Annotated in this window: 16 protein-coding genes; all 16 read right to left on the reverse strand. The window is 33.2% G+C overall.

The features are described 5' to 3' along the window. Positions 1-16 precede the first annotated feature (16 nt). The 16 genes from ACM9HF_RS06620 to ACM9HF_RS06695 all read right to left on the reverse strand — a co-directional run bounded on the left by ACM9HF_RS06620 (position 17) and on the right by ACM9HF_RS06695 (position 15,373). The gene (locus tag ACM9HF_RS06620; protein WP_473616080.1) at positions 17-1,729 is read right to left on the reverse strand and encodes a glycosyltransferase family 2 protein; all 1,713 of its coding nucleotides are present in this window, start codon (positions 1,727-1,729) and stop codon (positions 17-19) included. Continuing rightward, the gene (locus tag ACM9HF_RS06625) at positions 1,729-2,079 is read right to left on the reverse strand and encodes an ApeI family dehydratase (RefSeq protein ID WP_076418917.1); all 351 of its coding nucleotides are present in this window, start codon (positions 2,077-2,079) and stop codon (positions 1,729-1,731) included. The genes ACM9HF_RS06620 and ACM9HF_RS06625 overlap by 1 nt, the downstream gene beginning before the upstream one ends. After that, on the reverse strand, positions 2,072-3,415 hold the full coding sequence (locus ACM9HF_RS06630; RefSeq protein WP_473616086.1) for an AMP-binding protein: 1,344 nt from the start codon (positions 3,413-3,415) through the stop codon (positions 2,072-2,074). Before ACM9HF_RS06630 ends, ACM9HF_RS06625 begins: the two co-directional genes overlap by 8 nt. Further along, positions 3,390-3,947 (reverse strand): COG4648 family protein, encoded by a 558-nt coding sequence (locus tag ACM9HF_RS06635; protein WP_473616091.1) that lies wholly within the window; start codon positions 3,945-3,947, stop codon positions 3,390-3,392. Before ACM9HF_RS06635 ends, ACM9HF_RS06630 begins: the two co-directional genes overlap by 26 nt. Before the next feature lie 5 nt (positions 3,948-3,952). After that, a complete protein-coding gene (locus ACM9HF_RS06640) occupies positions 3,953-4,201 on the reverse strand; it encodes an acyl carrier protein (protein ID WP_473616095.1) in 249 nt (82 codons plus the stop codon). A gap of 18 nt (positions 4,202-4,219) precedes the next feature. Continuing rightward, the gene (locus tag ACM9HF_RS06645; protein WP_076418913.1) at positions 4,220-4,474 is read right to left on the reverse strand and encodes a phosphopantetheine-binding protein; all 255 of its coding nucleotides are present in this window, start codon (positions 4,472-4,474) and stop codon (positions 4,220-4,222) included. Next, positions 4,467-5,243 carry a lysophospholipid acyltransferase family protein gene (locus tag ACM9HF_RS06650; RefSeq protein WP_473616101.1) on the reverse strand — a complete coding sequence of 259 codons (777 nt, stop codon included), beginning with the start codon at positions 5,241-5,243 and terminating at the stop codon, positions 4,467-4,469. Before ACM9HF_RS06650 ends, ACM9HF_RS06645 begins: the two co-directional genes overlap by 8 nt. Next, positions 5,240-5,974 (reverse strand): beta-ketoacyl synthase chain length factor, encoded by a 735-nt coding sequence (locus ACM9HF_RS06655; protein WP_473616105.1) that lies wholly within the window; start codon positions 5,972-5,974, stop codon positions 5,240-5,242. The genes ACM9HF_RS06650 and ACM9HF_RS06655 overlap by 4 nt, the downstream gene beginning before the upstream one ends. Before the next feature lie 155 nt (positions 5,975-6,129). After that, positions 6,130-6,894, reverse strand: coding sequence for a 4'-phosphopantetheinyl transferase family protein (locus tag ACM9HF_RS06660; RefSeq protein ID WP_473616109.1), 765 nt, complete (start codon positions 6,892-6,894; stop codon positions 6,130-6,132). 7 nt (positions 6,895-6,901) lie between these two features. Further along, the gene (locus ACM9HF_RS06665; RefSeq protein ID WP_473616114.1) at positions 6,902-7,543 is read right to left on the reverse strand and encodes a hypothetical protein; all 642 of its coding nucleotides are present in this window, start codon (positions 7,541-7,543) and stop codon (positions 6,902-6,904) included. Then, positions 7,530-8,687 (reverse strand): beta-ketoacyl synthase N-terminal-like domain-containing protein, encoded by a 1,158-nt coding sequence (locus tag ACM9HF_RS06670; protein WP_473616118.1) that lies wholly within the window; start codon positions 8,685-8,687, stop codon positions 7,530-7,532. The genes ACM9HF_RS06665 and ACM9HF_RS06670 overlap by 14 nt, the downstream gene beginning before the upstream one ends. A 21-nt stretch (positions 8,688-8,708) precedes the next feature. Beyond that, positions 8,709-8,975 (reverse strand): acyl carrier protein, encoded by a 267-nt coding sequence (locus ACM9HF_RS06675; RefSeq protein ID WP_473616121.1) that lies wholly within the window; start codon positions 8,973-8,975, stop codon positions 8,709-8,711. Continuing rightward, positions 8,966-10,126 (reverse strand): ABC transporter permease, encoded by a 1,161-nt coding sequence (locus ACM9HF_RS06680; protein WP_473616125.1) that lies wholly within the window; start codon positions 10,124-10,126, stop codon positions 8,966-8,968. Before ACM9HF_RS06680 ends, ACM9HF_RS06675 begins: the two co-directional genes overlap by 10 nt. Beyond that, the gene (locus tag ACM9HF_RS06685) at positions 10,123-11,034 is read right to left on the reverse strand and encodes an ABC transporter ATP-binding protein (protein WP_473616129.1); all 912 of its coding nucleotides are present in this window, start codon (positions 11,032-11,034) and stop codon (positions 10,123-10,125) included. The genes ACM9HF_RS06680 and ACM9HF_RS06685 overlap by 4 nt, the downstream gene beginning before the upstream one ends. A gap of 284 nt (positions 11,035-11,318) precedes the next feature. Further along, positions 11,319-12,092, reverse strand: a complete 774-nt coding sequence (gene pepA / locus ACM9HF_RS06690; protein ID WP_473616133.1) for a flocculation-associated PEP-CTERM protein PepA — start codon at positions 12,090-12,092, stop codon at positions 11,319-11,321. Between the two features lie 203 nt (positions 12,093-12,295). After that, on the reverse strand, positions 12,296-15,373 hold the full coding sequence (locus ACM9HF_RS06695) for a phosphorylase b kinase regulatory subunit alpha/beta (protein ID WP_473616137.1): 3,078 nt from the start codon (positions 15,371-15,373) through the stop codon (positions 12,296-12,298). Positions 15,374-15,544 lie beyond the last annotated feature (171 nt).

Genomic DNA, 15,544 nt, shown 5'->3' on the forward strand with positions numbered 1-15,544 from the left:
TACTTTATCTTGCTTATTATTTTTTATTCTGCCAAAAACTAAAAAAGTTAAACCATTGGTATGGTTCTTTACGACAGTAAAATTCTAATCGCTGTGCATATTTTTCAGCAAGCGACGAGAAGTATTCATTTCTTTCTTTACGTTTTACTTTTTTCGGTTGGGCAAACTCTTCAACATAAGCTGAGTAGCGCCCTTCTTCTTTCAAGCAAAACATTAAAAACACTTTACAGTCCATAATCGATGCTAGTGCAAAAGGCCCTTTAGCAAACGGGGCTTCTTCACCAATAAATGGAACGTTATAGACACTATCAGGATTATTAACCGAAGTACGATCAGCAAAAATAACAATGGCTTCACCGTCTTCAATTTTTTGTTTTAATTGAATAGAGTCAGCTGGCCCAAAGTCATTAATATGAATAAAGTTAATGGCAGCATCTTTGTTTACTTTTTTAAGGAAGTTATTAAATGATGGCGTATGTTCATTGTAGGTAATAACATTAAGCTTACGTTTGTTTTCACCTGTACTAAATATTGCTCGACACACTTCCATGTTACCTAAATGTGCACTAAAAATAACCGCGCCATTGGCATTAATTAAAGATTGATAGGCGGCATCATTTTTAATGTCGATATCTTCAATATTTACCTTGCCCAACCAAGCATCAAACTTGTCGACAATAGATAGACCAAAGTTATAAAAAACTTTGAAACCTTTTCGAAACAGTTGACCTTGAGTTAAAGTGACATTATTTTTGTATTTGTACATGTTACTTAAGTAATGATGAATGCTTTTTCTAGCAACATCACCCGTTAAATAAAAGTAAATCATGACTGGAAATAAAACGACTTTAAAGAGCCAGTTACCTAAATATTTGTGCACAAATACGAGTACTTCAATACCCAACATAAATCCACGTTCTTTTAACTTAGACCAATGTAAATCTTCAGGTTTATTTTGCTCTAGCTCGTTGTTTGACGGTTGCTCAGCCATTGCTTTTTTATTCCACTTTTGTGCGAGTAATTTAGGTAAGCGTAATAACATACCGAAAAACAAACGTGTATGCATTTTACTAATAATGACATTATCTTTAAATGCATGAAAATGAGAAATACCAAATTCAGGATAATGCACTTTAGTTTGTACAAATTTAACAGGAACACCTTGCCAAATAAGCTTGACCATGACTTCAATATCAAAATCCATGCGCTTACCTAGCGAAGTATTTTGTATAAGCTTTGCATACGCCGCTAACGGATAAACCCTAAAGCCGCACATGGAGTCTATAACTTTACAAGAAAGTGTTTCTATTCCTACCCAAAAGTGAGTGATATAGCGCCCATAAAAACGCCCTTTAGAAATAGAATCGTCGTAAACAGGCTGACCACTGATCAAGCTTTCTGGCGAATCAGCGGCTTCTTTAATAAATTGATTAATATCGAGTAAATCATGCTGACCATCTGCATCAACTTGCAAGGCATGAGTCATATTCATGTTAATAGCAGCAGCTAAACCTGTTTGCATAGCCGCACCTTTACCACCGTTTTCTTGATGATGAATTAAGGTAACTAAAGGAAACTCTTCCGAGACTTGCTTTAAAATTTCTCTTGTTGATGCTTGGCTGCCATCATCAACAATAATAATGGGGAAGTTAAATTCGCATAAAGAAGCAATGGTTTCTCTAATAACAATATCATGGTTATAGCATGGAATAACGAAACAATATTGCATTAGCGGTACACTGCTCGGCCAGAAGTGTGAGCACCATGTTCTGAGCTGTAATTAAAACTTACTTTAAGGTCTGACATTTTTTTTAAAATTAATTTTACTTGGTACTCAGGCGCAATTATCACTTGAAATTTTAAAGCATCAACGGAAAGGTATTGCTCAATTTTTAAATCAAAATATTGTTCAACATAATGCATAACCCAATGTACTTGCACAACACCAGCTAATATTGGCGCCTGTGGAAAGTGCCCTTTAAAATAATATAAATCCGCAGGAATAGTTAAAGATAAAACCACTTCATCTTCATTAGCTTCTACGTGATCAACTTGAGGAAATAACACCTTATTATTCAAAGAACTTCTCCATCTCTTTTTTATTCAATTTTCCGGAAGGATTATAAGGTAAAGCCTCTAAATAACGAAATCTTTTTGGTATAGCAATAGCTTCTAGATCTTCATGTAAAATCGAGGTTATATGACGATTAAAGACTAAATTTCGACTTTGTTTTAACTCAGCTTTCGCTTGTTCAGTTAATACAATAGCGGCAACTACTTGAGTGCCTCTTTTATTATTAGCGGTTAAGCAGTAGGCATCGTCAATACAATCAATCGACTTTAAACATTGTTGCACATGATCTAACGACACTCTTTTTTCTTCTATTTTAACAATACGATCAACTCGTCCACAAAGTTCAAATTCGTTGTCACTGATGATATTCACTCTATCGTCACATAGGTACCAATCAGGTTGAATAATATAAGGTGATTTTATTTTGAGGCATTCAGACTCTTGATCGAGGGCGATATCAATATTCTTGAATGCTAACCAATGTTGTTTATCTTCGCTGAAACGCTGACGCCAAGCTATTCCGCCTGTTTCGGTACTGCCAAACACTTCAATTGGCGGTTGCTGTAATTCATTAGCTAACTGCAAACTTGCCTCTAAACTTAAAGGCCCCCCTGAAGAAAACATACAAGAAATATGAGAAACATGATCTTTGTATACATTGTCTTTAATTAAGCGATGAAAGTGTGCAGGACTGCTGATTAACACGACTTTATCTAACGAGTACTTTGTAATGTCGTGACACAAATGCTCTGGGTATTCATAAGGCTGCAATATAACGTTTCGTCCAGACCAAATAGGCCATATCAGTTTAAATAACAAACCATAAATATGTTGATGTGATACGGTAGAAACTACACCTGAATCTTTCAAGTAATGACCAAAGCTTGCTTCTAGTTGCTGAACTTCCAGTAGTAAATGTGAAAACTCTTTGTGAATAGCCTTCGCTTCACCGGTAGAGCCAGAGGTAAATAATATAACTCTTGTATCTGTATATATAATTAATGGCTCTGGGTTTACTGAACAACCATCAGCTTGATACACAATAGTATTTTCAAAAGCGAGCTCATTCGCACCGGCTACACCTTGTACATGAGCTAAGCAAGTTTGTAATTGATTAGTGGTGCCGTTTTGAGGTAATACGATATTTTTACGAGCACCAAGTAAAGCAAAAAATAAAACCGAAAACTCATAAGCATCTTCGCAATAAAGCAACCATGTTTGAGCTGAATTTTGAATAAAAAGCGATCGATGAAATAAAACCGATTCAGACCATTGCTGAAACGTTTTAGCTTGTGAAATAAAATAAGTTTTATCGCTAGGTAATGTAATCTGATTGGTCATTTTTCTTAAATCGTTTTCTAACTATCCATTCACCAAGAAATAAAACACCCATAAGTACATAAGAAACTAAGCCATTATAAAATGCCCAAATTTCATCACTTAAAAACACGGTGACTAAAGAGATAGAACCATTAATCAAGAAAAACACACACCATACTAAGGTAACTTTTTTGGTGTATTCAACCGCATTAATAGTGAGTTTATCTCGAGCACTAGCAATTAAGGTAATAACTGAGGGAGGTTTAGCTAATGAATATAAAAATATACTCAAAAAACTTAAACTCATAACTACAGGATATAATTTTAGTAAAAAGGATGAGTTATTAAAAAGGCTAAGCATTAATAAAATAATAATATTAATGCCTACAACTTTAATAAAAGGAATATTTATTGATGCCTTACTGTAGTAAAAGCGTAAACAAGCTAATAAAACTAACACTAAAGCAATATATGTAGGCTCTATCCATTTTAAGCCAAAAAAAACAATTAACGGATAGAGTACAAAAACACTCCCTATAACAATATGTTTCATTAAAATTAGCTAAGAGCTAATTTTTCAACGGCATCAACTACGTCTTTAACAGTACGAACTTGTTTAAAATCTTCCGGTTCTATTTTTTTACCTGTTATTTCGCGTAATTTTACAACTAAATCAACAGCGTCAATACTATCAAGATCCATATCTTCATATAAATGAGCATCCATTGAAATGTCTTCTTCATCTATTTCAAATAAAGTCACTAATATATTGCTAAGTACTTCGTAAATTTCTTCTCTATTTTTCATGTCAATTTAATACCTGAATTATTTATTTTGTTCGATAAATTGGCATAATGATTTAACTGAGTAAAAATGTTTTTTACTGTCTTCAGAATCGCCATCAATTTTCACATTATACGCTTTTTTAATTGCTACACCCAATTCTAATGCGTCTATAGAATCTAAACCTAAGCCATCAATAAATAAGGGCTCTTCGTCTGATATATCTGCGGGTTCTATATCTTCTAATTCTAATGTTTCAATAATTAATTGTTTTACTTCTGTGATTAACTCATTCATGAGCGGCAAATTCCTCTTTATAATATTCTACTAAGTCTCGAGTAAGTTCTCTTACTGAGTTAGAAACTGATTCAGCTTCTCTATATTTTTGTGTTGATAATACAGGATTAACAACTAATTTGACGGTAAATTTTTTATCGGGTATTTGATACCAAGCTAATTCTTTTGTTAACGTAGTTGGCGTAACCGTTAAAATAATAGGTACGATATCAACTTTTGTTCTTAATGCTATGTTGGCCGCTCCCCGTTTAAACTTTAAGGGTTTATCTATGCTACTTCTTGTTCCTTCAGGAAACACAATTAAATTATTACCTTCTTCAAAAGTTTTACTGCAATCCTTTAAAAACGTATCAGGATCTTCTTCATTATTTATATAGCCTGTATTTGTTACAACTCCTTTTAAAAAAGGATTTTTCCACAAACCCGCTTTAACAACACAATCGGCATTTTCTATAATTGAAATTAACACAACCACATCAATTAAGGATGGGTGGTTAGCAATAACCAACTTGCCTTTATGTTGTTTTAACTGTTCTTCGTTTTCAATTTCGAGTGTGAGAATGCCAACAAAGCTCATATAATTTACGAACATTTTAAACGTTTTGTGTACTACTTTTCTAGCGCTGTATTTACGTTGGTATTCGTTATGTCGATGAATAAAGTTAACAATAGGAAAAACAATAAGGGTAAGTAAAATACCGCCAAAGCCGAATAAGGTGAATGCAGATCCTGTTGCAAATATTCTCCAGTATTTATTTATTTTTTTCAAAATAAACTTCTACTGATACGCCATTGATAACGCTTAGACAGAATTACAGATTCTTTATTTTCTCCATGAAAAAACCTTAAAAAATCAAGAGGTTGAAATGTAGCTTTTTCATCACTATGTTCAGTTTGCTTTTCAAAGGTTAACTGAATACCTGTATCAGGTTGGTATTTAGTTAAAATAAAGGCGACTGATAAAGTTTGCTCTTTATTTGAAACATATTGACTGTATTGTTCTGGAACAATTTGATCGGTGTAAACGACTAAAATTTTATCTAAATGTTGGCTTTCTAGTTTTGCGTAAGCATCAACTATTGCCATCATTAATGAGTCTTCCCCTGCGGAAATAGCGGTCATAGGCTGCTTATTATTAGCAAAAATACTATATAAACCCGCTACAGCATTATGAACAGACAAACCAAAATGGGTGGGTGATAAGTCATTTTTAGTTGCAACATCTTCAATTAATTTAGCTGTTTTATGTAAATCGCCGTGGCGTGAAGAAAAAACACAAGGAATATTACTTGCGTTATCACCAAGAGATTCCAGAATACAATGTAAGGAAAGTTTAGCGAAAGGACTTAATCTTCGGCGTTGCATTGCAGGTATTTGTTTTAAAGGAGGAAGATCTTCTTCAGGTAAGTAATTTAAGTCACCTTTTGCCCATAGCTGCCAATCTTCGGTAGTACGTATGTTTCCATACCATGCTACGCACTTTTCAATACCAAATTTCATAAATACATCAACCGCTAAAATATGCGCAAATTCTACCTAAGCAGCCAGTTCAATTCAACTAAAGAATAGTTAACTATCTACAGCTAACATGAATCAATACAAGGTTATAACGTTGAAAACACAATAATTCGTTCAATTAAAAAACAAATAAAGAGCTAAGCTTTATATTTATGCCAGCTGATCTTTTCTGCTTTTTCACACATATCGCTTAACGCTTTTTTATTATCTAAAGTTTCAAAAACAACGGTACCTATATAGGTTTCTGATTCATTATATAAATTGCAGGTATTATAAGAAAAAAGAGAATGATTAAAGTTAAATGTTCCAATATTTTTAATAAGTACATTAGAGCAATTAAAAGAGAACAAATCAGTTAAGTTAGCTTGTGTTGCTTTAGTTAGTGCTTCTTTAGCTGTCCATAGTTTATAAAAATAGTAAGAGTCGTATTGCTTATTATTTAAAAGGGTTAACTCATCTTCCACACAAAATTCTTGAGCTAATTCAACAAACTTTCTAGGTTTAATTTTTTCAATATCAATCCCTAGCTTTAACTGTTGTGAACTAATACATACTGCGGCAACAGAGCCACTATGAGTGATTGAAATTGAGAAACTATACTTTTGATTGATGAGTAATTGAGTGTAATTCTCTATTTGGTAAGTCTTTATTTGGGCGATTTCTAAGTAACTGTTTTCTTTTGGTTCACCTTCTGCTTTTAAAGTCAGTGATTTTTGTTGGAGCAACTGAGTCGCAGCTTGAAGCAATAAAACTCGACTCAGGAGGAATTGTTGACGTTTTAATGGGCTTTTCATTGTATTAAAACGATTTTTATCTTCATGATTCAATAAAGGAATATATTGGTTATATTGTTCAATAAACCATGAATCACTCACTTTTGCATATAAAATAAAAACCGACATGTAATAACTAAAACAAACGCTGAATGTGAGCAGGAATAGGAATACTTAGATTTTTTTTAATCAATTCATCAATGTTTAAATAATCCTCCTCATTGTCAATTTTACCTATAATACCCGTTTCACATTTTTCAATAATAAAAGCATAACACTGACGTGAACTTTCAGTGATTGACCATACAATAACAATGCCTTGCGAGCTATGACCTTCTAAAAAGTCCATTTCAGCTAATGCACAGCTTTTCATAAAAGGTTGCTCACTAGCACCTATAAAAACATTGGGGCCTTTTATATTAAACTCTTTGGCAATATAAAAGTTTGCCGCATTACCCACAGTAGCAATAAAATCAAAAGGCCTTATAGATTCATTATTCTTCATACTCGTAATAACCGATTGAAAAAGCTCTACACTTAAATATTCTGCGGCACTATATAAAGATAATGGCTTGGATGATTTTTTATATAGCTCTGAAGAGTTATTGAATAAACGATAGACAGCTAATAACGACAACAAAGTAAACGTATCTAATCGTCTTACAGGTAAATCAGTTTCATTTTTCACTAAAGACCGTATATCTTTATCAGAAAGTTCGTTAGATACACTCACCTTCTCATAAGCAATAAGAGCCAAGCACGGATCAGAGTTCATCACGAATTAACCTCTTGTTGCTGGTGAGTTTTATATTTTTTAAAATGACAGCAGCGTTATTCCCACCAAAGCCAAAATGATTAAGTAAAATATGTTCTGATAACATCATTTTTTCAACAGATGAAATAAAAGAATGCAAAAGATCATTTTTCTCTTGTTTTTGATATGTACATTCAGGAAGAATTTCTTGTTGAAAAAGATGCTCAAGCAAGGCTAATTCTAAAACACCACAAGCCCCTAATGTATGACCTAAAAAGGATTTAAATCCAAGTATCTCAGGTGCGTTATCAAGCGGCTTGAACAAACGAGTAATAGCATTACATTCAGCTAAATCACTCATTTGTGAAGCGGTTCCATGTATTTTAATGAGATCGATATCTGATTTATTAATATTCCCATTAGCGAGTGCTTTTTCTACTACTTCAACAATATGGTCACCATTTTCATCTGTAATAGTTAAGCTAAAATCGTCACATGATGAATAACCACCTAACACCTCAAAAATAGTTGATGACTTGGGCATACTTGATAACATCAATACACCAACGCCCTCACCTAATAAAAGCCCATCTCGTGTATTTGAAAAAGGCCTAACACCTGAGTTACTAAATAAATCTAATGAATCAAATCCATTAATAGAGAGTTGATTGAAAAACTCGCAACCAATAACAAGCGCATGTTTAATTTTGTTGTGTTTTATAAATTGAGTAGCGTACAGCACAGCATTCGCACTCGAAGTACAAGCCGTATTAAAAGTGTAATGTATTGTATGTAAACCAAATAACGACGCTAGTTTTTGGCTTAACCTGTCAGTTTGGGATAACCAAATCGATTTATTTTCATCTGGCTCTACGCACGCTATATCAAGAGATGTAGATCCTAAGAATAAGACAGTTTGAGCGAGTTCTTCAGAGGTTAAATTCGCTTGTTGAATAACGACCTCTATTTGAGAAGATAACAACGAGATCATCTCATCAAATGTTTTGTGTAGCCTGTTTTTATTTATTGGAAAATAGAGCGCACTTTTGTTTTCAGCCGGAATTTCAACCGCTAACATATTTTCAGTATTATCAACAACATACTGACAATTTTTCTGTTCTCCTATCGCACTAATAGAAGCAGAAGCAACAACAAAAACTTTATTCATGCATATGTTCTTTTAATCATATTAGCTATTTTCAGCAATTAAATTGGCAATACTATTAATTGTTGTTAAATGCTTTCGGCTTTCTTTAGAACCTTCAACTTTTATCGCAAAGGTTTTCTTTAATACCAAAGACAGTTGTAATGCATCTAAAGAGTCTAAACCTACTCGAGAGTCACTACCAAATAACATTTCATCATCTAAAATATCATTCCAAGCAATATCGTCTTCTTTTTCACATTCTTCAACAATCATTTTTTTTAGTTTTTGTTTTAACTCTTCTAGTTCCACATTAATTTCCTGATTTTGTTGATGAATAAATAAAAAGCCATTGATAAAACGAATAAACTAAATATAAGTAACTTAAGTAAATACGGTAAAATATCGACAAATTCTTTGCCTGAAAATAAATTTCGAATAATTTCAGCAGACCAATATAAAGGTGAGTAAGTTGCTATTTTAGCCATTACCTCTGGTAAAATATCAATAGGCACCATAAAGCCACTAATAGCCGCTAATAATATATTTATTCCTCCGCCAAAAACAATGGCTTGCTCATAGCTATTGACTAAAGAAGCAATAAAAAACGCTAAAGCATTAGCCGCTAATATAATAAATAAACTCCCTATGATATAAACGCCCCAATGGCTTATAAATATATCCGGCTGCTCTGTCACAACAGGTACAACAAATACACCAACTAAAGTTAATAAAATAAGCTGCAGTATACTTAATAAGTAAAAAGCACTGAATTTACTCATAAAATATTGGCTCGTAGATATAGGAAATGTTTTTAATCTAATTAGCGTGCCATTTTGCTTTTCGTTTATTACGGTAATTGAAACAGGTAAAACAATAAAATAAAGCCCAAAAACAATCCATGAAGGTACACTATATAAAATAGGTGTAAACGTCTGTTTATTCTGTGTTACTACAGTAAAATAAGAAGCAACTTCGGTACTGTTTTCTATTTCTTTAATTTGTTCAGTTAAAGAGAGATCTTCATCTAAGTCGCCACTTTCAAGCATAAAAGCATGAAGTCTTAGTTTAGACAATGCAGTTTGAATAAGCCTTATAACCGCTGCTTTTTTTTGAGGAGTCATATTCGCTTGAATATTAACAACAATAGCTCCCTTAGCTAAGCCTGATAATATTTGGTTATTAAAGGAACTCGGTAGTTTTATAGAAATATCCGCTAAGCCCTCATTTTCAACAAGTGTAAAACCTTGCTGCTTTATATAACTTTTATAAGCTAATGATATAGGATCGGTATTTTCAGAGATAAAGCTCACTGAAGTTTTATTTATTACATCAGTGCCTTGCTCACTCATTGCAAATGTCATAATTAACATGAAAGCGATAGGCAATATGAGTAAAACACCAATACTGTGTATATCACTCAAAATAATGCGAGCTTCTTTATTTAGGCTACTTAAAATCATAATTTATTGCCCGTGGTCCCTTGCTTATACATATGCTCAACAGAATTAGCTGAATAATGAATATTTTTTATCGATGCTTTTAATTGGCTTAACTGCAATAAATGACTATTGAGTTCTTCTGGGGAAGTAAGAAGTAACTGATATTTACACGCTGCAATTTTTTGATAACCGCTGAGATAGTTAGTACTTGAAGGTTCGTGCTCAAACTCTACTGATAGTAATAAATTCTTTTGTTGTGTTTGCTCAATAAGCGATGCTTTTCCATCTTTAAGTATAATGATATCGTCACAAACTTTTTCAACTTCATCAAGCATATGGGAAGTAAACAATAAGGTTTTACCTTCCGCTTTAAATTGCTCAAGTAAAGTAATAATAATAGCCCTCGATTCAGGGTCTATACCAACCGTTGGCTCATCTAAAAATAAAACTTTGGGTTGTTTAACCAAGGCTATCGCGATATTTAAACGACGTTTATACCCACCTGAAAGTTTACTCACTTTAATATGACTTACATGGGTGAGTACGCATTGCTCAAGAATTTCATTAATAAACGCATGTTTATCTTTTTTTGTTTTTTTTGATTGTACACAAAGAGATAGAAAATAATAAAGATTTTGCTTAACCGATAATTGTGGATAGAAGGCATATTCCTGCGGCACTAAAGCGACTTTTTCTTTAACCGATTCAATTAAAGGTTGTATCTGGTTTTCATCATAAAATACCTGCCCCTCAAATGAAGGTAGCAAACCACATAACGCAGAAATAAAAGTCGATTTACCTGCACCATTAGGCCCAATAATACCCGTACATTTATTTGCTTTAATGGTTAAAGAAATATCTGATAATGAATAAAAGCTGTTGTTTTTATATTTAAAACTTAGGTGCTTTACATAAATAGCATTTGGCATGTGTGATTTATAATAAAAATAAACCTTATAGATAATATTTATTTAATTAAATAGATATTGAGCTTTATTTTTAACATATCCTTATTTTTTAGCACACTATACGTAATTATACTGAATTAATAAATATTGAATGGCTTTTCTTAATTAAATTTATAATCTTATAGTTTATGGTTATTCATAATAGGAAAATAGGGTTAAGGAACAACAGAAAAGAATTCTTAAATTTTAAACACAAAAAAGCCGAACTTTTTGTTCGGCTTTTTATTAACTTATAAGTTGATTAATTATGCTTTACGACGACGTGCGCCAGCAAAACCTAATAAACCTAAACCTAAGATAGCTACTGAAGCTGGCTCTGGTACACTTAACGTCATGTTACCGTCATGTGAAATTTGAAAGTTTTGAGTACCACCTATTGCTGGGTAAGTAGGGCTTAAACCAAGTATATCTTGTACAGTTACGATTAAAGTAGCTGATTTAGCACCTGAAGTTGTTGATAAATCATCACCATTAGCGTTAAAGAAGTAACCTGCAGCAAAGTTAAGGCTTAAATCAATACCACAAAAACCTTTGTTTTGTAATGCACCTGGGGTTATATTAATAGAACAACCGCCAGTATTTAAACCAAATGAAGCGATTTCTGTTCCGCCGTCAAACATGCCGTTACCAACATTCGTTGTATCAACATATAAACCAGAAGCACCAGCATTGAATGTGATATCTAATGTACCCGTTCCATTGTTTGTTACTGTTCCTGAAAATGCATAGTTGTAAAATACTTCATATGCAGCATCAACACCTAAAAGTGTACCACCAAGTTTAAAGTTTACGATATCAGTAGAACCGAACTCAGAGAAAGCTTCAGTACCTGTAATATCACCACTAAGGTCTGTATCAGTTTGTGTTACATCAGCTAAATCAGCATCAAAATCAATAAAATCAAAAACGATTTCAGAACCAGGAGTTCCGTTAAAAGATGAATCGTTAAATGTAACTACATCAGCAGAAGCAGCAAATGAAGCACTAGTGATCAAAGAAGCTAGTAATAATTTTTTCATGTTTAGTACCCTTTGTATTAAATGTTTACTAATGATGGTGTTATCATCAGGTTTAAGTTAGATATACCAAAACAATGCACAGTATATGCCAACTAACTTTAACCTTTTATATTCAACAACTTAAACAAACCATCATTCAAATGTAAAATCCATTTGTAAAATAAGCTGACACATATTTTCACTATTCAAACGATATGATCAATTTAAAGAGATTCAAACACTTTACACGCGTACTTTTGCAAAACCTCTGGAGATTGAGCCATTAAAATATCTAAACTTCGATTATGACCTTTGACAGACTGTGAATCATCTACATAATCTTTTGCCATTTGCTCTATTACCTCACCTAAAACAATTTTTTCAAATTGGCAATCTGGTGATTTTTTACAGTACTGGGTAAAAGCATATAAAACTTCAACAATTGCTGATTTATAATAAATTGGATGCAAATGTTGGATGAGTACGTCTAGCGTACGCGCAAAACTTTCTTCTCTGGGAGTCATTGAAGTTCTGATTAAATTGGAATCTAAAGCTTCCCCTGAGTTTATATTATCACCAAAAATAATATATTGAGTATTTGATAAACTTTGCCAAATGTCTGTTAAAAACACATCGTCGATACGTGTAATCAAGCCTTTAGCCGTTCGCCACTGTAACCAATCTGTATCAATAGCTTGCATTTTATTACTAACATTTTGATTATTGGTTTTAGCACTAAAACTGTATTCAACATCGTAATTAAACGCTTCTTGTTGAGCATTCAATATTTTCTGTACTAACATATTTAATTCAGCCGGTGATTTACTTGATAAATCAACCAGAGACTCTTCCGTACATTCAGAATGTTCCGCACAAAGTGCTAAAACGCTATTCAACTTAATAGAACGTAAACCATTAAATAATTGAGTATTAATACGTATGGTGTTTCCCAGAATAACCAAAAACTCTTGTATTAAGGTTCTTTCCAGTAAATTACTAGAGGCTTCATCAAGTAGTTTCACTAATTTTTTAGGTTTTAGTAAGGCATGTTCACCATTTAATACCGTTTGATCCTTTTGTCCTACAACGATAGATATATGACGAGCACATACTTGTGACACATCATCTGCAAGATCTTTATAAGAAAGTTCAAGTAGAGAAAAACACAAACGAGCAGTCAACCAATGTTGTTTATGTTGAGCCCTACTATATATACTTTCAACTAATGATTTAAATGTAATACTGGCATATTGCGTTAGAACCGAACTCTCTATATTTTGGGGTAAATGAGAATCTAATTGATATACTTTACTCCATGCCATTAATTGCTCATAACTTGTTTTGTCAGAATAATTTAACGATTGCAATTCTTTTTGCAAAGACTCTGAAAATAAAGAAAAATCGAATGGGATAATGTGTGAATCTGAAACTTCAGGCGTATTATCTAACGCTTGAATAGTAATATTAGGCACAACCAGTTGGTTCACTCTTGATGCTCTATAAGCCAAACTTGCAGAAGCATAACCAATATTGGTTTGTGTTGCTCTTAACTGTAAAGAACGAATAGTATCTAACAATACATCTGCATTGACGCTGTCACACATATCCTGAGTCAATAGATAGGTAAAAACGGCAGCCTCATCGTTTATCCAATGCTTACTAATATCATCCACTTCACCTTTTAAATGCTCACTGGCTAATTCAGCATCAAAAATTCGATAGTTATTTTCTTTATGTTGAAGGCTTGATAACGACAAATAGGCTTTGCCATTAAAGGTATATGTTTGTGCTGTAGCTAGCCCTTGTAAACGACGTTTTGGGCGTCCTGTAAGATTTAAACTCTCATTAGCTCCAACTCTTCGATAACACTCAACAAGCTCTTCAGCAGTAATAACACTTATAGGGCTAATTTCATTGATGGTTTCAGCAATAACCCCTTTCTCAGCTAATTGCTGCTTAACACTGTTATTTTCGGCCAATACTACTAGGGCAAGTTGTGCTTCATTATCTTTAGTCGATCTAAACCTTAACTGCAAAGGATCGAGATCATCTTGTTCAATAACGCCTTCATCAAGCATTAATCCTGTAAAATAAAGACTTTGTGCCCAAACTAATGGCACGTTTTCATTGCGTGTTCTTGGCTGACTTCCAGGAGACGCTCTCTCCGCTTCAATATTTTCGTCTTCTACAAAATAAAGCTCTGGTAAAAGTTTCTTCCCCCCAGCTTCAACCATAACAGCTTCAAGTTTTTCTCTATACTTTTTAGCCTCATCTGCATCATTGTCAAATAATGCTTGAATATATAAATAGGTATAAAATAACGGCCACTCTGATTCAATATTTGCAAAATTAGCGAGTTCTGAATGCTCATAATGAATTCGGCTATGATCTTCTACTGCTGTTTGATGACCATCCCACAAAAAGCGTTTACAACCGTAATCTCCCCCTAACTCAGATAAAATTTTATTTTTCGTTTTATTTATAACTTGTTTGTCGCTAACAGCAAAAGCAGGGAAACCAATAATGCTTAAAAGTGCACTATCAACCTCTTTTGACATAGATTCTCGTGGTAAAAGGTGAGCTAACGTATTACGTGCTCTAGAAACAGCATCTGGAATGGTATGAATAATAGCTCTAGGGTTTGCATCTTTACCAAAAAGGTTAAACCCATCTAACGCTTGTAAAGCTGCTTTTGCCATACCAACAGAACTTGCATTAATTTCTGTTTTACCATTATTTATTTTATTGCCTCGCTCCCAAATACCATAATCTGGAGTTCTATAGGCGAAAGCGATGTAATAAACTAAGTTTTGAATAAAATCGACTTCATCAATAGTTTTAATAATACGTAAACCAGAAGCAGACATTTGTCCGATCATCAATAAAAATATTGATGTTGCATCTATTTGTAAGTGCCCCCATTCATCATCACCAACAACAGTTAGACCCGTTGTTGTACTATATTTTGCGTGTAAGCAATCCATAGGATCTAAAGTGGCTTTAAATTTTTCAACTTTATCAGCCTGCCTCATCATAGAAATAAGCAAGCCACGCATTAATTTGATAGTCGATTGCTCTAGCTCGTCACATTTAATTTTATCTCCGCCCCGTTTAAAGGCCATACTAAGGCTCCAAACGCTTAAGATAGAGTAAACATTATCTCTTACCCATGCATCGGTATAATCTCCATGCGTTGTAATAGCGGTACTTGCTGGAAGTAAACCTGTTACTGGATGCTGACGTTTAATAATAATGTCGTTGATATCTTCATATAAACGATGTAACAAAGAAGCTTTTTGCATATTTATGCTCACTGACGGAAGTATGAAAAATAAAAAGGTTACAAGATAACAAATAGTAACGACACAAAAAATCACCAATAAAGATAAGTGACTTTGTAATATTATTACAGTTGAAGATTAAAACTTTATGAAGAAATAATAGTGGTATTTAGTACAAAAAATCAATGTATT

The sequence above is a fragment of the Colwellia sp. RE-S-Sl-9 genome (assembly GCF_048296855.1).
GTDB lineage: Bacteria > Pseudomonadota > Gammaproteobacteria > Enterobacterales > Alteromonadaceae > Pseudocolwellia.